This window comes from Lelliottia sp. JS-SCA-14 (assembly GCF_035593345.1).
GTDB lineage: Bacteria > Pseudomonadota > Gammaproteobacteria > Enterobacterales > Enterobacteriaceae > Enterobacter > Enterobacter wanjuensis.
In genome coordinates this window covers 3,802,142-3,820,014 of record NZ_CP141606.1, presented here as the reverse complement: position 1 = coordinate 3,820,014, position 17,873 = coordinate 3,802,142, and the positions used below count along the sequence as shown (strand labels likewise).

The 17,873-nt window shown below is 56.3% G+C and carries 12 protein-coding genes; 11 read left to right on the top strand and 1 reads right to left on the bottom strand.

Features of this window, described 5'->3' with window-relative positions; translation table 11 throughout:
- Nucleotides 1-11: 11 nt before the first annotated feature.
- The 6 genes from U9O48_RS17765 (at nucleotide 12) to U9O48_RS17740 (ending at nucleotide 7,318) form a co-directional block, all read left to right on the top strand.
- Nucleotides 12-461, top strand: a complete 450-nt coding sequence (locus U9O48_RS17765; RefSeq protein WP_282492782.1) for a flavodoxin — start codon at nucleotides 12-14, stop codon at nucleotides 459-461.
- A 374-nt stretch (nucleotides 462-835) separates the two neighbouring features.
- Nucleotides 836-2,191 (top strand): galactarate/glucarate/glycerate transporter GudP, encoded by a 1,356-nt coding sequence (gene gudP / locus U9O48_RS17760; RefSeq protein WP_324722898.1) that lies wholly within the window; start codon nucleotides 836-838, stop codon nucleotides 2,189-2,191.
- On the top strand, nucleotides 2,191-3,531 hold the full coding sequence (locus U9O48_RS17755) for an enolase C-terminal domain-like protein (RefSeq protein WP_324724414.1): 1,341 nt from the start codon (nucleotides 2,191-2,193) through the stop codon (nucleotides 3,529-3,531). The genes gudP and U9O48_RS17755 overlap by 1 nt, the downstream gene beginning before the upstream one ends.
- A gap of 16 nt (nucleotides 3,532-3,547) precedes the next feature.
- Nucleotides 3,548-4,885 carry a glucarate dehydratase gene (gudD, locus tag U9O48_RS17750; protein WP_324722897.1) on the top strand — a complete coding sequence of 446 codons (1,338 nt, stop codon included), beginning with the start codon at nucleotides 3,548-3,550 and terminating at the stop codon, nucleotides 4,883-4,885.
- Nucleotides 4,886-4,973: 88 nt separating this feature from the next.
- Complete coding sequence (locus U9O48_RS17745) at nucleotides 4,974-6,113, top strand: glycerate kinase (protein ID WP_324722896.1); 1,140 nt, start codon at nucleotides 4,974-4,976, stop codon at nucleotides 6,111-6,113.
- A gap of 242 nt (nucleotides 6,114-6,355) precedes the next feature.
- Nucleotides 6,356-7,318 carry an IS110 family transposase gene (locus U9O48_RS17740; protein ID WP_285143723.1) on the top strand — a complete coding sequence of 321 codons (963 nt, stop codon included), beginning with the start codon at nucleotides 6,356-6,358 and terminating at the stop codon, nucleotides 7,316-7,318.
- A 106-nt stretch (nucleotides 7,319-7,424) separates the two neighbouring features.
- On the opposite strand, the gene barA is transcribed toward U9O48_RS17740, so the two are convergent.
- Complete coding sequence (gene barA, locus U9O48_RS17735) at nucleotides 7,425-10,187, bottom strand: two-component sensor histidine kinase BarA (RefSeq protein WP_324722895.1); 2,763 nt, start codon at nucleotides 10,185-10,187, stop codon at nucleotides 7,425-7,427.
- 57 nt (nucleotides 10,188-10,244) lie between these two features.
- Between barA and rlmD the strand changes: the two genes are divergently transcribed.
- The 5 genes from rlmD (at nucleotide 10,245) to pyrG (ending at nucleotide 17,842) form a co-directional block, all read left to right on the top strand.
- The gene (gene rlmD / locus U9O48_RS17730; protein ID WP_324722894.1) at nucleotides 10,245-11,543 is read left to right on the top strand and encodes a 23S rRNA (uracil(1939)-C(5))-methyltransferase RlmD; all 1,299 of its coding nucleotides are present in this window, start codon (nucleotides 10,245-10,247) and stop codon (nucleotides 11,541-11,543) included.
- A 57-nt stretch (nucleotides 11,544-11,600) separates the two neighbouring features.
- Nucleotides 11,601-13,832, top strand: a complete 2,232-nt coding sequence (relA, locus tag U9O48_RS17725; RefSeq protein ID WP_282492788.1) for a GTP diphosphokinase — start codon at nucleotides 11,601-11,603, stop codon at nucleotides 13,830-13,832.
- Nucleotides 13,833-13,993: 161 nt separating this feature from the next.
- Nucleotides 13,994-14,776, top strand: coding sequence for a DUF4225 domain-containing protein (locus U9O48_RS17720; RefSeq protein WP_324722893.1), 783 nt, complete (start codon nucleotides 13,994-13,996; stop codon nucleotides 14,774-14,776).
- Between the two features lie 394 nt (nucleotides 14,777-15,170).
- Nucleotides 15,171-15,980: a nucleoside triphosphate pyrophosphohydrolase gene (mazG, locus tag U9O48_RS17715; RefSeq protein ID WP_285154032.1), complete on the top strand. Its 810-nt coding sequence runs from the start codon at nucleotides 15,171-15,173 to the stop codon at nucleotides 15,978-15,980.
- A 224-nt stretch (nucleotides 15,981-16,204) separates the two neighbouring features.
- Complete coding sequence (gene pyrG, locus U9O48_RS17710) at nucleotides 16,205-17,842, top strand: glutamine hydrolyzing CTP synthase (RefSeq protein ID WP_282492790.1); 1,638 nt, start codon at nucleotides 16,205-16,207, stop codon at nucleotides 17,840-17,842.
- Nucleotides 17,843-17,873 lie beyond the last annotated feature (31 nt).

Below are 17,873 nucleotides of genomic sequence, written 5' to 3'. Positions count from 1 at the left end.
GGGAGTGAAGCATGGCTGAAGTAGGCATTTTTGTCGGCACAATGTACGGTAATTCGCTGCTGGTGGCCGAAGAGGCCGAAGCGATCCTGATTGGTCAGGGGCACAAAGCGACGGTCTACGAAGATCCGGAGCTCGCCGACTGGGAAAAATACAAAGATCAGTACGTTCTGGTGGTGACATCCACAACCGGGCAGGGCGATCTGCCGGACAGCATCGTGCCGCTCTTCCAGGCCATCAAAGACAAACTGGGTTATCAGCCGGACACGCGCTACGGCATTATTGCCCTCGGTGACAGCAGCTACGCCAATTTCTGCGGCGGCGGTAAGCAGTTCGATGCCCTGCTGCAGGAGCAAAGCGCGCAGCGCATCGGTGAGATGCTGATGATCGACGCCGGTGAACACCCGGAGCCAGAAAGCCAGTCCAATCCGTGGGTTGAGCAGTGGGGCTCGTTGCTCAACTGACCCTTTGCCCGGTGGCGCTTCGCTTACGCGGGCCTACGGTTTTGTAGGCCGGGTAAGGCGTAGCCGCCACCCGGCAATCAAGCTCACACTCTTCCCCATTTTCGTGAACTATCTTCCACTCCCCTGGGCTTTTGCCACAAACAACCTCTGACCTGCCCGCCAATGTTGTGGTGATGCACGGTGAGGGAGCGGCCTCCCCTTACATATACTCTCCCCGTCAGTTACTAAAAATGCAGTCAGAGACAATAAAACGGCGCCGTTATTTCAGGAAAGCCGTACCAACACTGCAAAACACTAACCTCTCATTCTGATTACCCTACAGGTTATGTCGTACAGAATGAACCTGGCGCAAGCCAAGATTCAGGAGTGCAACAATGAGTACATTAAGCCAAGCGGCGAGCAGCGCTGAGAAGCGCACCAATGCTCGCTACTGGATAGTGGTGATGCTGTTTATCGTCACGTCCTTCAACTATGGCGACCGCGCCACGCTGTCGATTGCCGGTTCCGAAATGGCAAAAGATATCGGCCTCGATCCGGTCGGCATGGGGTACGTCTTCTCCGCATTCTCATGGGCCTACGTGATTGGCCAAATCCCTGGCGGCTGGCTGCTCGACCGATTCGGCTCGAAACGCGTCTACTTCTGGTCCATTTTTATCTGGTCGATGTTTACCCTGCTGCAGGGCTTCGTCGATATCTTCAACGGCTTCGGCATCATCGTTGCACTCTTCACCTTACGATTCCTCGTTGGGCTGGCGGAAGCGCCGTCCTTCCCTGGCAACAGCCGCATCGTCGCGGCCTGGTTCCCGGCGCAGGAGAGGGGCACGGCGGTGGCGATTTTTAACTCCGCCCAGTATTTCGCCACGGTGATCTTCGCCCCGATCATGGGCTGGCTGACCCACGAGGTGGGCTGGTCGCACGTCTTCTTCTTCATGGGCGGACTCGGGATCATCATCAGCTTTGTCTGGCTGAAAGTGATCTACGAACCCAACCAACATCCGGGCGTGAACAAGAAAGAGCTGGAGTACATCGCCGAAGGCGGCGCGCTGATCAACATGGATCTGAAAAGCGATAAAGCCAAAGTACCCTTCAGCCAGAAGTGGGCGCAAATCAAACAGCTGATTGGCTCGCGAATGATGATCGGCATCTATCTCGGGCAGTACTGCATCAACGCCTTAACCTACTTCTTCATCACCTGGTTCCCGGTCTATCTGGTGCAGGCGCGCGGAATGTCGATTCTGAAAGCGGGCTTTGTCGCCTCGGTTCCGGCGGTGTGCGGCTTTATCGGCGGCGTGCTGGGTGGGGTGATCTCCGACTGGCTGATGCGCCGCACCGGGTCGCTGAATATCGCGCGTAAAACGCCAATTGTGCTGGGCATGCTGCTCTCCATGACCATGGTGTTCTGTAACTACGTCAACGCCGAGTGGATGATTATCGGCTTTATGGCGATGGCCTTCTTCGGCAAAGGCATCGGCGCGCTGGGCTGGGCGGTGATGGCGGATACCGCACCGAAAGAGATCAGCGGTCTCAGCGGCGGGCTGTTCAACATGTTCGGCAACATTTCCGGCATCGTTACCCCGATCGCCATCGGCTATATCGTCGGCACCACCGGCTCCTTCAACGGCGCGCTGATTTACGTCGGTGTCCATGCGCTGGTGGCGGTCCTCAGCTATCTGGTGCTGGTGGGCGATATCAAACGCGTCGAACTCAAACCGGTCACGGGGCGTGCATGATGAATACTCAATCAAGTCCAGTGATTACTGATATGCAGGTCATTCCGGTGGCCGGTTACGACAGCATGCTGTTCAATATCGGCGGGGCACATAACGCCTGTTTTACCCGCAATATCGTGGTGCTCACGGACAGCGCCGGAAACACCGGCGTGGGTGAAGCGCCGGGCGGGGAAGTGATCCTCCAGACGTTGCAGAACGCCGTTCCGATGGTCGTCGGCCAGCAGATTGCGCGCCTGAACAAAGTGGTGCAGCAGGTCCACAAAGGCAATCAGGCCGCCGATTTTGATACATTCGGCAAAGGGGCCTGGACGTTTGAGCTGCGGGTGAACGCGGTGGCGGCGCTCGAAGCGGCGCTGCTGGATTTGCTTGGCAAAGCGCTGAACGTGCCGGTGTGCGAGCTGCTGGGGCCGGGTAAACAGCGCGACGCGGTCACCGTGCTCGGGTATCTGTTCTACGTGGGCGATCGCACGAAAACCGATCTGCCGTATCTGTCCGAAACGCCGGGGAATCACGACTGGTATCGCCTGCGCCATCAGGAAGCCCTTTCCAGCGAGGCGGTGGTGCGTCTGGCCGAGGCGGCACAGGATCGCTACGGTTTTAAAGATTTCAAACTGAAAGGCGGTGTTCTGCCGGGCGAGCAGGAGATCGACAGCGCCCGCGCCCTGAAAAAACGCTTCCCGGATGCGCGGATCACCGTCGATCCGAACGGCGCCTGGCTGCTGGATGAAGCCATTTCGCTGTGCAAAGGGCTGAATGACGTCCTCACTTACGCGGAAGATCCGTGCGGAGCCGAGCAGGGCTTCTCCGGTCGCGAGGTGATGGCCGAGTTCCGCCGCGCAACGGGGCTGCCGGTGGCGACCAATATGATCGCCACCAACTGGCGCGAAATGGGCCATGCGGTCATGCTCAACTCAGTGGATATTCCGCTGGCCGATCCGCACTTCTGGACGCTCTCCGGCGCGGTGCGTGTCGCGCAGCTGTGCGACGACTGGGGCCTGACCTGGGGCTGTCATTCGAACAACCATTTCGATATATCGCTTGCGATGTTCACCCACGTTGGGACCGCGGCGCCGGGCACACCGACGGCTATCGATACCCACTGGATCTGGCAGGAGGGCGACGCGCGCCTGACCAAAAATCCGCTGGAGATTAAAGACGGCAAGATTGCCGTACCGGATGCGCCGGGGCTGGGCGTCGAGCTGGACTGGGATCAGATCCACAAGGCGCATGAGCTGTACAAGACGCTGCCAGGCGGCGCGCGCAATGACGCGGGCCCGATGCAGTATCTCGTTCCCGGCTGGACATTTGACCGCAAACGCCCGGCGTTCGGTCGCCACTAATCAAAAGGATTGCACGATGAACACGTTTTCTACCCCTGTTGTTACGTCCATGCAGATTGTTCCCGTCGCGGGCCACGACAGCATGCTGATGAACCTGAGCGGTGCCCATGCTCCATTCTTTACCCGCAACATTGTGATTATCAAAGACAACTCCGGCCACACGGGTGTGGGTGAAATCCCTGGCGGCGAGAAGATCCGCAAAACCCTGGAAGACGCCATTCCGCTGGTGGTGGGCAAAACCCTTGGCGAATACAAAAATGTCTTAAACGCCGTGCGCGGTGCGTTTGCCGACCGCGATGCGGGCGGGCGCGGGCTGCAAACCTTCGATCTGCGTACCACCATTCACGTGGTGACCGGGATCGAAGCGGCGATGCTGGATCTGCTGGGTCAACACCTGGGGGTTAACGTCGCTTCGCTGCTGGGCGAAGGTCAGCAGCGCAGCGAAGTCGAAATGCTCGGCTATCTGTTCTTCGTCGGCGATCGCAAACTGACCCCGCTGGAGTATCAGAGTCAGCCAGATGAAAAATGCGACTGGTATCGCCTGCGTCACGACGAGGCCATGACGCCGGATGCGGTGGTACGGCTGGCGGAAGCGGCCTACGAAAAATATGGCTTTAACGATTTCAAACTGAAGGGCGGTGTACTGGCGGGCGAAGAAGAGGCCGAGTCGATTGTCGCCCTGGCGAAACGCTTCCCGCAGGCGCGCGTGACGCTCGATCCGAACGGAGCCTGGTCGCTGAATGAAGCGATTGACATCGGGAAACAGCTGAAAGGTGTGCTGGCGTATGCAGAAGATCCGTGCGGGGCAGAGCAGGGCTTCTCCGGACGTGAAGTGATGGCCGAGTTCCGCCGTGCAACCGGTCTGCCGACGGCGACCAACATGATCGCCACCGACTGGCGTCAGATGGGCCACACGCTGTCGCTGCAGTCTGTCGATATCCCGCTGGCAGACCCGCACTTCTGGACCATGCAGGGCTCCGTGCGCGTGGCGCAGATGTGCCATGAGTTCGGCCTGACCTGGGGCTCGCACTCTAACAACCACTTTGATATTTCGCTGGCGATGTTCACCCACGTAGCCGCCGCCGCACCGGGCAACATTACTGCTATCGATACCCACTGGATCTGGCAGGAGGGCAATCAGCGCCTGACCAAACGGCCGTTCGAGATTAAAGGCGGGATGGTGCAGGTGCCGACCACACCAGGGCTGGGCGTCGAGCTGGATATGGATCAGCTGATGAAAGCGCACGAGCTCTACCAGAAACACGGGCTTGGCGCGCGCGACGATGCGATGGCGATGCAATATCTCATCCCGGACTGGACGTTTAACAACAAGCGCCCGTGCATGGTGCGCTAAGTGTGAATGCCGGTTCCTGCGGGAGTCGGCATTTTTGTTTTCCGCGCGGGTGTATGCTCAATCCAGTCAACAGGCGTAAGGATGGCTTATGAAAATTGTAATCGCACCGGACTCGTACAAGGAGAGTTTGAGTGCTCTTGAGGTGGCGACGGCGATCGAGCAGGGATTTCGCGAGATCTTCCCGGACGCGGACTACGTCAAACTGCCCGTTGCCGACGGCGGCGAAGGGACGGTTGAGGCGATGGTCGCGGCCACGCAGGGCGGTATTATCAAGGTGCGGGTCACGGGGCCATTGGGCGAAAACGCCGAAGGGTTTTACGGATTATCGGGCGACGAGCAGAGCGCATTCATTGAAATGGCGGCAGCGAGCGGCCTGGAGATGGTCGCGCCTTCCTCACGCAATCCGCTAAAAACCACCTCCTGGGGCACGGGCGAACTGATTCGTCACGCTCTGGATGCGGGTGTGAAACATATCATCATCGGTATCGGCGGCAGTGCGACCAACGACGGCGGGGCCGGGATGGTGCAGGCGCTGGGGGCGAAGCTGCTGGATGGCGACGGCAATCCGATTGGTCTCGGCGGCGGCGAGCTGGAAAAGCTGGCGCGCATTGATATCAGCGAGCTGGACTCGCGCCTGGCCGACTGCCGGATTGAAGTGGCCTGCGACGTCACTAATCCCCTGACGGGGGAAGAAGGGGCATCGGCGGTGTTTGGCCCGCAGAAAGGGGCGACGCCGGAGATGATCGACAGACTGGACGACGCGCTAACACACTACGCGAAAATCATTGCCCGCGATCTGGATATCGACGTCCTGAATCTTGAAGGCGGCGGGGCGGCCGGCGGTATGGGCGCGGGGCTGTATGCGTTTTGCGGTGCCGAACTGCGCCAGGGGATCGAGATTGTCACCGACGCGCTGCACCTGGATAAACAGGTTGCCGATGCAGATCTTGTGATTACCGGCGAAGGGCGTATCGACAGCCAGACGATCCACGGCAAAGTCCCCGTTGGCGTGGCGAAGGTGGCTAAACGCTACAACAAGCCGGTGATCGGAATTGCGGGCAGCCTGACGGCGGATGTCGGCGTGGTGCATCAGCACGGGATCGACGCGGTGTTTAGCGTGATTTATAGGGTGTGCACGCTGGAAGAGGCGCTGGAGAGCGCGGCAGTGAATGTGCGGATGGCGGCGCGGAATATTGCGGCGGTGTTGAAAATGGGGATGGGGGGGTAATTTTTCCCCTCACCCCGGCCCTTATGTCTTGATCTTCTCCGCTTCTGCGGAGAAGATCCCCGACTGATCATCGGGAGGTTACCGGTGAGCATCACCCGGCCCTGGTGCCACTGAGCCCGTGGGAGAGATTATGCCCCGGTAACCTGTTTCCCTGTCGCCTCAAGACCGAACGGTATCCTGTGCCCTGAGCACCCACATATAAGGATGGTCCGGCGATATTATTCATAAGGTTACGGAGTGCCATGATGGAGCTTATTCCTGTCGGCGTTGATATCGCCAAACTCAAATTTGATGTCGCCGTCCTGCTGCCTAATCAGAAATACAAAACCAAAAAATTCCCTAACACCTCTGCCGGATGCCGCGAGTTCCTCAGCTGGCTGGCACGTTTTGGCGACTGCCATGTCTGCATGGAAGCGACGGGCTGCTACAGCACTGAACTTGCCACCCTGCTGGCCGATAACGGCTGCTGTGTCAGCCTCGAAAATCCCGCCCGTATACACGCGTTTGGCAATACGGAGCTGACCCGCAACAAAACGGACAAAAGTGATGCGGCACTGATAGCCCGCTACTGCGCCCTGTATCAACCCGCCCCCTGGTATCCTGCGCCGCTGAGCGAGCGTCAGCTGACGGCGCTGGTACGCCACCTGCGTAATCTGGAAGAGATGCGGCAGATGGAGATGAACCGCCTTGAAGCAGCCGACGAGGTCATTGTTCCCTCACTGCATGAACATGTCGCCATGCTGGATGAACTGATTGACGAAACACGAAAGAAAATCAGCCAGCACATCGATGATAACCCTGACCTGAAGCGGGACAGGGAACTGCTGAAGAGCATCCCCGGGATCGGTGAAATGCTGAGCGTGAGCCTGCTGGCGTTCGCGGGTAATCTGAGACGGTTCAGTGACAGTAAGGCACTGGTGGCTTACGCCGGGCTGAATCCACGGCGCTGTGAGTCGGGGATGTGGAAAGGAAAAAGCAGGCTGTCAAAAGTAGGTCACGCAGAGCTGCGCAGTGCGCTGTATATGCCGGCAGTGGTGGCGGGAAGGTGCAATGAGGTGGTTAAAAATCTGATGGACAGGCTGGCAGCGAGAGGAAAGACAGGGAAGGAACGCGTATGTGCCGGAATGAGAAAACTGCTCCAGCTGGCTTATGGCGTGGTGAAATCCGGACGAGAATTTAATGCTGAAATACCGCTTGCCGGATAACCGACAAGACGGTATCTCTCCCCAAAGGGGCGAGGGGGAAAAGACAGCTCCGAGCGATCCCCTCTCCCCTCTGGGGAGAGGGTTAGGGTGAGGGGCCCAGCCCGCACTAATTAACCCCCAGCACCTTCCTCGCTTCCCGCGTCACATTGTCCATCTCATCCAGCAGCTCCAGAAATTCCGGCTCAAGCTCCGATTCCGGTGTTCCCGAGCGCAGCTGCTGCTCCAGCAAATGACACAGATTTTTCAGCCGCGGAACGCCGCTGTAGCTACAGCTCCCGTGCAGTTTATGGATGGCTTCAAGCAAGTCTTCCGGGTTTTCACCCACCAGCTGTTCTTCCACTTTGTTGCGGATTTCCGGCAGGAATGCGACCAACATTTGCAGCATATCCCGCGCCAGATCGGCTTTTCCTGCCGCCTGACGCAGCGCCAACTGCCAGTCGAACGTGGCATTCGGGTTCACCGCGATTTCGGCAGGTTCAGACGCCGCCAGCGTCACGCCGGTCGCGAAGCCCGGTTTGTAACGCAACAGCAGGCTGTGGAGCTTCTCTTCGTCGATCGGTTTCGCCAGATAATCGTTCATTCCCGCGCTGAGCAGCTTCTCTTTCTGTCCGGCCATGGCGTGGGCGGTCACGGCGATCACCGGCGTTTGCTGCTGATGAGGAAGCTGGCGAATCAGCTCGCAGGCGCGGATGCCGTCCATGCCCGGCATCTGAATATCCATCAAAATCAGATCGAACTGCATCTGTTTGGCCTGTTCGACTGCCTGCGGGCCGCTGGTGCACAGCTCGACGTGATGCACCTGATCCTCCAGCAGGACGCCGATCAGCTTCAGGTTGGCCGGATTGTCATCCACCGCCATGACGCTCATGGGCAGCTTGTGATCCTCGCTGGTGACGGGGATCGCGTGATGATTGATGCGGCAATATTCCGTTAGCGCAGGCAGCAGGCGCGTGGCGGTAAGCGGTTTTAACAGGCAGGCGGCCGCACCGTCGTTTTTCAGCTCTTCAGCATTAAGCTGAGCGTGGCACGGCAGGGCTAAGAGCAGGTAATCGGTCATCGACGCGGCCTTTGCCAGCCGCTCCTGCTGCATAGTCAGCTCGCCGGTGAACGTCACCGGAATGCCCATCAGTAAAATGTCGTAATGATCGACCGCCAGCGCCGAGAAGGTCGGGCTGTAGATCACATCCAGCGGCGTGGTGCTGAGCACATCCAGCGTACTCTGCGCCGCCGCCGCATTCGGCTCGACGTACGCCAGACGCTTCCCGCGCAGGCAATCGGTCATCGGGCCGTCGGTCACCACGTTCGGGTTGAGATCGAGATTAATATGGAACCAGAAGGTCGAGCCGCGGTTTGGCTGGCTGTGGAAGGAGATATCCCCACCCATCTCTTTCACCAGTTTCTGGGTGATCACCAGCCCCAGGCCGGTCCCGCCGTGACGCCGGGAAATACTGGCGTCCGCCTGACGAAATGCCTGGAACAGCCGGGACTGATCGCGCTCGGGAATACCAATGCCCGTGTCGCGGATCTGCACCTCAATCTGCACTTTGTTATTGCTGATCGCCCGTCGCTCCACCAGCACGTCAATGTTGCCACTCTCGGTAAACTTGATGGCATTCCCGACCAGATTGGTAATCACCTGTTGCAGACGCAGCGGATCGCCGATGACGTTATCCGGCACATCATTTTTGATATTCAGCGTCAGCTCAAGACCTTTGTCGTGGGACGAGTGGGCCAGCAATGTGACCACTTCATCCAGCGTGCTGCGCAGCGGGAACGGAATGCTTTCCAGAATCAGCTTGCCTGCTTCCAGCTTGGAGAAGTCCAGCACGTCGTTGATGATCGCCAGCAGGTTATTCGCGGAACGTTCGATGGTGTGCAGGTGATCGCGCTGAGTCGGGTTGAGTTCTGATTTGAGCGTCAGACGCGTGAAGCCAATCACGCCGTTGAGCGGCGTGCGCAGCTCGTGGGACATATTCGCCAGGAACTCTGACTTAATGCGCGCCGCTTCCTGGGCGCGTTTCTTCGCCAGATCCAGCTCGACGTTCTGAATCTCCATCTGCTCAAGCGTTTCGCGCAGATCGGAGGTGGCCTGATCGACGTTGTGCTGCATCTCTTCGTGATAGGCCGCCAGCGACATCGCCATCGAGTTGATGCCGTTTTTGAGCATATCCAGTTCGCCGAGCATAAAGCCTTCGACGCGGCTATCGAGCTGCCCGCGGCGGATGCGGTCAACGGTATTCACCATATTGCGGATCGGGCTGGTCACATCGCGCATCAGTCGCCAGCCGAAAATCAGCGCAATGCCGATACAGAACAGCATCATCACGCTGGAAATAAAGATCTCTTTGTACTGCTGCAGGCGCACCGACTTGAGATCCAGCTCCAGCGCCACATATCCCAGTACATTATTGCTGGCCTTGGCATCGGACACGGCCGATTCATCCGGTGAATAGCCCTCCGAAATAATCGGCGTGCGCAGGATCATGATGTCACCGCGCCGCAGTACGCTCAGGTGGCGCGGGAAGGGCGACCCGTCCGGGATTTTGAGTTCGCTGGGATCGAGGTGAAAATTCGAGGTGACGAACAGGCGGTTGTTGTCGTCATAGACCGAAATCGCCCGCACGATCTCCGAGTGGCAGCGATGCAGCACGCTGATTAGCTGGCCGAGCGAATCACGGTTTTGCAGGTTCATCCCGTATTCGCTGGAGACGGCCAGCGGCTCGATGATGCTGGCTCCCGCATCTTCCAGTTGACGCTGCAAGTCGTTGTAACGGTGCACAACAAAGAAGATGCTCAGCAGCAAACCGATCAGAACGGTCGGGGCGAGAATCAAAATCATCATGCGCGCGCGCAGGCTGTAGTTGGTCATGGAGTTCCGTTATGGGACAATTAGGGTCATTATGTTTATTTGAGAAAAATCTCGGCGATGGCGCAATTCTACTCTGCAAAGCGACGCGTGACGACGCGTCAGATCATAACTGTTGATGTGACAGACCTTGACCCGTTCGGCCAGGGCGTTGCGCGTCATCAAGGCAAGACCGTGTTCATCCCCGGATTATTACCCACCGAGCGCGCCGAAGTCACCCTGACGGAAGACAAGAGCAAGTATGCGCGCGGCAAGGTGAAGCGTCGTCTTAATGATAGCGCGGAACGCACCGCGCCTCGCTGCCCGCATTTTGGCGTGTGCGGCGGCTGCCAGCAGCAGCATGCGAATGTTGCCCTGCAACAGCGCAGCAAAAGCACCGCGCTGGCACGTCTGATTAAGCATGATGTGAATGCGATACTCTCCGGCGAGCCGTGGGGATATCGTCGTCGCGCCCGTCTGAGCCTGAACTACCAGCCGAAAACGCAAAAGCTGGAGATGGGATTTCGCAAGGCAGCCGCGAGTGACATCGTCGATGTGAAGCAGTGCCCCGTTTTGGCGCCCCGTCTTGAAGCACTGCTCCCGCCCCTGCGTGAATGTCTCTCTGAATTGCAGGGCGTGCGCTCGCTCGGCCATGTCGAACTGGTGCTGGCCGACAACGGTCCGCTGATGGTCCTGCGTCACACCGCGCCATTTTCTGCCAAAGACCGCGAAAAACTGGAACGCTTTTCGCATTCTCACGAGCTGGCGCTTTTTCTTGCGCCCCAAAGCGAGATACTTGAACAGGTTACGGGGGAAACTCCCTGGTATCTGTCGGACGGGCTACGCTTAACGTTCAGCCCGCGCGACTTCATCCAGGTCAATGACGGCGTCAATCAGCAGATGGTCGCCACGGCCATTGAGTGGCTGGACGTTCAGCCGGAAGACCGGGTGCTCGATCTTTTTTGCGGAATGGGCAATTTCACCCTGCCTTTGGCAAAACGGGCGGCCAGCGTAGTCGGCGTGGAAGGCGTCGAGGCGCTGGTGGCAAAAGGGCAGGAAAACGCCGAGCGCAATGCGTTGCACAATGTGACATTTTTTCATGAAAATCTGGAAGAGGATGTCACTTTGCAGCCGTGGGCGAAGCACGGTTTCGATAAAATTCTGCTCGATCCTGCACGCGCGGGTGCGCCTGGCGTAATGCAGCATATAATTAAACTCGCGCCAAAACGCGTGGTCTATGTTTCCTGTAATCCGGCCACGCTTGCCCGCGACAGTGAGGCATTATTGAGCGCGGGTTACCAGATTCAGCGTCTGGCAATGCTGGACATGTTCCCGCACACTGGGCATCTGGAATCAATGGTGTTGTTCGAGCAAAACTGATGAATTTCGTTTCGGCTTGTCGAATTCGACAGGCCCTGGTCCCTAAAGGAGAGGACGATGGTTGCGGTAAGAAGTGCACATCTCAATAAAGCTGGTGAGTTTGACCCACAAAAATGGATCGCAAGTCTGGGGATTTCCAGCCAGCAGTCGTGTGAACGCTTAACCGAAACCTGGGCCTATTGTCTGCGAACGACTACGGGACATCCCGATGCCGAACTGCTGTTATGGCGCGGTATCGAGATGGTCGAAATTCTCTCCATGCTCAACATGGATCTCGAAACGCTGCAGGCCGCGCTGCTCTTCCCGCTGGCAGATGCCGAAGTGGTGAGCGAAGACGTGCTGCGTGACAGCGTCGGCAAACCGGTCGTCGCGCTAATTCACGGCGTGCGCGATATGGCGGCCATTCGCCAGCTGAAAGCCGCTCAGACGGATTCCGTCTCCTCCGAACAGGTCGATAACGTGCGCCGCATGCTGCTCGCGATGGTGGATGATTTCCGCTGCGTGGTCATCAAGCTCGCCGAGCGTATCGCCCACCTGCGCGAAGTGAAAGATGCGCCGGAAGATGAACGCGTGCTGGCGGCGAAAGAGTGTACCAACATCTACGCGCCCCTCGCGAACCGCTTAGGGATCGGCCAGCTGAAATGGGAGCTGGAAGATTACTGCTTCCGCTATCTGCACCCGGCGGAATACAAACGTATTGCCAAACTGCTGCACGAGCGTCGTATCGATCGTGAGCACTACATCGACGAGTTCGTGGGCGGTTTGCGCCAGTCGATGAAAGAAGAGAACGTGCGGGCGGAAGTCTACGGTCGTCCGAAGCACATCTACAGCATCTGGCGCAAAATGCAGAAAAAACATCTCGCCTTTGACGAGCTGTTTGACGTGCGCGCGGTGCGCATCGTCGCCGACCGCCTGCAGGACTGCTACGCTGCGCTGGGGATAGTGCATACTCACTTCCGTCATCTGCCGGATGAGTTTGACGACTATGTCGCGAACCCGAAACCGAACGGCTATCAGTCGATCCACACCGTGGTGCTCGGCCCGGGTGGAAAAACGGTTGAGATTCAAATTCGTACCAAACAGATGCACGAAGACGCCGAACTAGGCGTCGCCGCGCACTGGAAATACAAAGAAGGCCCATCAAGCGGAACGCGCACCGGTCACGAGGACCGCATTGCGTGGCTGCGTAAGCTGATTGCGTGGCAGGAAGAGATGGCCGACTCCGGCGAAATGCTCGACGAAGTGCGCAGCCAGGTCTTTGACGATCGGGTCTACGTCTTTACGCCAAAAGGCGACGTGGTGGATCTGCCAGCCGGTTCAACGCCGCTCGACTTTGCCTACCACATCCACAGCGATGTGGGGCATCGCTGCATCGGGGCGAAGATTGGCGGGCGCATCGTGCCCTTTACCTATCAGCTCCAGATGGGCGATCAGATTGAAATCATCACCCAGAAACAGCCGAACCCGAGCCGCGACTGGCTGAACCCGAACCTGGGGTATGTCACCACCAGCCGCGGGCGCTCGAAAATTCACGCGTGGTTCCGTAAACAGGACCGCGACAAGAATATCCTCGCGGGCCGCCAGATCCTTGACGATGAGCTTGAGCATTTAGGCATCAGCATCAAAGAGGCGGAAAAACACCTGCTGCCGCGCTACAACTTTAATGAGCTGGACGAGCTGCTGGCTGCCATTGGCGGGGGCGATATACGTCTCAATCAGATGGTGAATTTCCTGCAGTCGCAGTTCAACAAACCGAGCGCGGCGGAGCAGGATGCGGCGGCGCTGAAGCAGCTGCAGCAGAAAACCTATACCCCGCAGCACCGCAGCAAAGACAATGGCCGCGTGGTGGTCGAGGGCGTCGGCAATCTGATGCACCACATCGCTCGCTGCTGCCAGCCGATCCCTGGGGATGACATCGTCGGCTTTATCACCCAGGGGCGCGGGATCTCCATTCACCGCTCCGACTGTGAACAGCTGGCCGAGCTGCAATCCCACGCGCCAGAGCGCATTGTCGATGCGGTGTGGGGCGAGAGCTACTCCGCAGGCTATTCGCTGGTGGTGCGCGTCACCGCCAACGATCGCAGCGGTTTGCTGCGTGATATCACCACTATCCTCGCCAACGAGAAGGTCAACGTTCTGGGCGTGGCGAGTCGCAGCGATACCCGCGAGCAGCTTGCCACCATCGATATGACCATCGAAATCTACAACCTGCAGGTGCTGGGCCGCGTGCTCGGTAAGCTGAACCAGGTGCCGGATGTGATCGACGCGCGTCGTTTGCACGGCGGGTAATAAACCGGAGGCCACTGAATTTCTCGGTGGCCTCTTTGCTATAGCGGGCACATTTCCGAATTCTTATCTGATCGCTCAATTTTATGTTTTTACGCAGTAAACTCTCTCCGATATTTACGTTTAGGTAATTTAAATGTGAATTAACCGCATCGGAGGCACTAATGTTTTATGGATCAAAGGAAAAATTTGACATTCAGAAAGATGAGTTTATGGCTGTCGCACAGCGTTTGTGGATGACAGAACCTTTTTATTTTAAGCAATCAGACTATTTTAGCAGAATAATTGACGTAGTCAGGCAGGTCGAAACTGAAATTCAAATGAGTTGCTTGTCATGGTTGGGGGGAGAGGAAATATTAAAGTATAAAACGGCTGTTCTTAACTATCAGCGCTCGGTGATAATGAATAATAAAATTTATTCACGTTGGATGGCTGAACAAGAGTACAAAAACAAAAGAGCTGCAGAGTTATATAAGCTCTACACCAAAATAATAGGATTCTTATCAGGTATAGGCCAGGTTACTACCGGCGTGGGGCTATGTGTATCAACCGGTGGAAGTGCAACGGTACCAGGGTCTGCAATGATTCTGCAAGGTCTGAACAATATCTATGAGAATGGCTATTACCTTGCCGTTTATGAAGAAGCCTCTGGGCCACTCAGAGAAGCATACCATTACGCGGCATCTAAGGCTGGTTATGGTGGGAACCAGGGGGATATTGCTTACGGTACAATAGATCTTGTGCTATCGGGATATGGGATGGCCAGAAGAATTCCTACGCCAAGAGAAAGGTCATGGAATCTCTTCGGCATTAGATTGCATCAGACAGACTATGTCCGAGGCGTGAGTGACATGACTAAACCTGTTTTTATGCTTGAGATCATCAGCGATGAAGTGACAGTTTTGTCATTGATGCCCACTTATAATGAAACTGACTTGAGGCACTAAGTATGGAACAGGATGTTATTTTCTCTTCAAAACCATGGCTTCCAGTCATTTTATATTATTTGACAGGGATTATTGTTTTCATTGGCTGTTATTTGTTGTCTCGATTGGTCAAGGTTCATTCAAGCATATCCTCTCGATTTTTATTAATTACTTTTACAACGTTGTGCTGTGCTGCTCACATTATCACGGGATACTACGATGCGGTGGGCTATCACGGTTATGGTCATAGTCTACTGCGGGCGTACGATATAGCAGATTACGAAACGATCCGTTACGGTGTTATTTTGTTCGTCACTCTGAATGGGCTACTAATCTGTCGAATATAACATTAGAGGATGGCAGTCATCCGGCGACAGGTTATCATGAGCCAAAGTGAAGATGATAAAGAGGCTGTATGACTGTCACGAACCATGAAACTCAACTCGACCGCCTGCTCGGCATCATGAAACGTCTGCGTGACCCGGAAAACGGCTGTCCGTGGGACAAAGAGCAGACCTTCGCCACCATCGCGCCTTATACCCTTGAAGAGACCTACGAAGTGCTGGACGCCATCTCGCGCGAAGATTTTGACGATCTGCGCGGCGAACTGGGCGATCTGCTTTTCCAGGTGGTGTTCTACGCGCAGATGGCACAGGAAGAAGGGCGCTTTGATTTCAATGATATTTGTGCCGCCATCAGTGATAAACTCGAGCGCCGCCACCCGCATATTTTTGCTGACGCGACCGCCGGGAACAGTGAAGAGGTGCTGGTCCGCTGGGAGCAGATCAAGAGCGCTGAACGCGCTGAAAAATCCCTGCACTCGGCGCTGGACGATATTCCACTGAGCCTGCCGTCCCTGATGCGCGCACATAAAATCCAGAAGCGCTGCTCCGCCGTGGGCTTTGACTGGACCTCACTTGGCCCGGTGCTCGACAAAGTCTACGAAGAGATCGACGAGGTGATGGATGAAGCCAAACAGGCGGTGATTGATGAAGCCCGGCTGGAAGAGGAGATGGGCGATCTGCTGTTTGCTACGGTCAACCTTTCTCGTCATTTAGGGGTAAAAGCCGAAACTGCGCTGCAAAAAGCCAACCTCAAGTTCGAACGTCGTTTCCGCGAAGTTGAGCGGATTGTCGCGGCGCGAGGCCTGGAAATGACCGGCGTTGACCTCGATCTGATGGAAGAAGTGTGGCAGGAAGTAAAACGCCAGGAACATGATCTCTAACGGATTTTTGCGATCAAGCGCAATTTGTGTGATTTTTTAAATGACAAGCGCTTGATTTGCGTCAAAAACATTTACCCAAAACGGGCTATTTTCTCACTCCCTATGTTTGTCAAAGCCTGAGACAGGAGACGGAGAATGAAAGTTTGTGGCGCTCGCCGTGTTCGGGTATACTACTTTCCCGTCTTGGTTATTCCATCGTTCCAACCTAACTTCTCAGGTTCAGCATGACAACGAACTATATTTTTGTGACCGGCGGGGTTGTATCCTCTCTGGGTAAAGGCATTGCCGCAGCCTCTCTCGCGGCCATTCTTGAAGCCCGTGGCCTCAATGTGACTATGATGAAACTGGATCCGTACATCAACGTCGATCCAGGCACCATGAGCCCAATCCAGCACGGCGAAGTGTTCGTTACCGAAGACGGCGCTGAAACCGATTTGGACTTAGGTCACTACGAGCGCTTCATCCGTACCAAAATGAGTCGCCGCAACAACTTCACCACGGGTCGTATCTACTCCGACGTTCTGCGTAAAGAACGCCGTGGCGACTACTTAGGCGCAACCGTTCAGGTTATCCCGCACATCACCAACGCTATCAAAGAGCGCATCATCGCAGGTGGCGAAGGCCACGATGTTGTGCTGGTTGAAATTGGCGGTACGGTCGGTGATATCGAATCCCTGCCATTCCTGGAAGCGATTCGTCAGTTAGCGGTTGATATTGGTCGTGAACACGCGCTGTTCATGCACCTGACGCTGGTGCCATACATGGCCGCTGCCGGTGAAGTAAAAACCAAACCGACCCAGCACTCCGTGAAAGAACTGCTCTCCATCGGTATCCAGCCGGATATCCTGATTTGCCGCTCCGATCGTGCCGTTCCGGCCAACGAGCGCGCGAAAATTGCATTGTTCTGTAACGTTGCTGAAAAGGCTGTGATTTCTCTGAAAGACGTCGATTCCATTTATAAAATCCCGGGCCTGTTGAAATCACAGGGTCTGGACGATTATATTTGTAAACGATTCAGCTTGAACTGTCCGGAAGCTAATCTGTCAGAATGGGAACAGGTTATCTACGAAGAAGCCAATCCGGCAGGCGAAGTGACTATCGGTATGGTCGGCAAGTACATTGAACTGCCGGACGCCTATAAGTCAGTTATCGAAGCGCTGAAACACGGTGGTCTGAAGAATCGCGTCTCCGTTAACATCAAGCTGATTGATTCGCAGGATGTGGAAACTCGCGGTGTCGAAATTCTGAAAGATCTGGATGCTATTCTGATCCCTGGCGGCTTCGGCTACCGCGGTGTGGAAGGCAAGATCGCTACCGCACGCTATGCGCGTGAGAACAATATTCCTTACCTCGGCATTTGCCTGGGTATGCAGGTTGCGTTGATCGAGTTCGCTCGTAACGTAGTCGGGATGGAAAACGCGAACTCTACGGAATTTGTGCCAGACTGTAAGTACCCTGTTGTGGCGCTTATCACCGAATGGCGCGATGAAGACGGCAACGTCGAAGTCCGTACTGAGAAGAGCGATCTGGGTGGCACGATGCGTCTTGGCGCTCAGGCTTGCCAGGTGTCGGATGATAGTCTGGTTCGCAAGATGTATGGCGCGCCAACCATCACTGAACGCCATCGTCACCGCTACGAAGTCAACAACATGCTGTTGAAACAAATCGAAGCTGCGGGTCTGCGTATCGCGGGCCGCTCCGGGGATGATCAGTTAGTCGAGATCATTGAGGTGCCAAACCATCCGTGGTTCGTTGCCTGTCAATTCCACCCGGAATTTACTTCAACGCCGCGTGACGGACATCCGCTGTTTGCAGGCTTTGTGAAAGCCGCCAGCGAATATCAGAAGCGTCAGGCGAAGTAAAAAAAGTTAGAACGGCAACGCGTACCTCAGG

What these genes read in the sequence shown, in the direction of transcription:
- U9O48_RS17745 (WP_324722896.1), top strand. Translation starts at nt 4,974, where the DNA reads ATGAAAATTGTAATCGCACCGGACTCGTACAAGGAGAGTTTGAGTGCT.
- U9O48_RS17765 (WP_282492782.1), top strand. Translation starts at nt 12, where the DNA reads ATGGCTGAAGTAGGCATTTTTGTCGGCACAATGTACGGTAATTCGCTG.
- U9O48_RS17755 (WP_324724414.1), top strand. Translation starts at nt 2,191, where the DNA reads ATGAATACTCAATCAAGTCCAGTGATTACTGATATGCAGGTCATTCCG.
- gudP (WP_324722898.1), top strand. Translation starts at nt 836, where the DNA reads ATGAGTACATTAAGCCAAGCGGCGAGCAGCGCTGAGAAGCGCACCAAT.
- pyrG (WP_282492790.1), top strand. Translation starts at nt 16,205, where the DNA reads ATGACAACGAACTATATTTTTGTGACCGGCGGGGTTGTATCCTCTCTG.
- gudD (WP_324722897.1), top strand. Translation starts at nt 3,548, where the DNA reads ATGAACACGTTTTCTACCCCTGTTGTTACGTCCATGCAGATTGTTCCC.
- U9O48_RS17740 (WP_285143723.1), top strand. Translation starts at nt 6,356, where the DNA reads ATGATGGAGCTTATTCCTGTCGGCGTTGATATCGCCAAACTCAAATTT.
- rlmD (WP_324722894.1), top strand. Translation starts at nt 10,245, where the DNA reads ATGGCGCAATTCTACTCTGCAAAGCGACGCGTGACGACGCGTCAGATC.
- relA (WP_282492788.1), top strand. Translation starts at nt 11,601, where the DNA reads ATGGTTGCGGTAAGAAGTGCACATCTCAATAAAGCTGGTGAGTTTGAC.
- U9O48_RS17720 (WP_324722893.1), top strand. Translation starts at nt 13,994, where the DNA reads ATGTTTTATGGATCAAAGGAAAAATTTGACATTCAGAAAGATGAGTTT.
- barA (WP_324722895.1), bottom strand. Translation starts at nt 10,187, where the DNA reads ATGACCAACTACAGCCTGCGCGCGCGCATGATGATTTTGATTCTCGCC.
- mazG (WP_285154032.1), top strand. Translation starts at nt 15,171, where the DNA reads ATGACTGTCACGAACCATGAAACTCAACTCGACCGCCTGCTCGGCATC.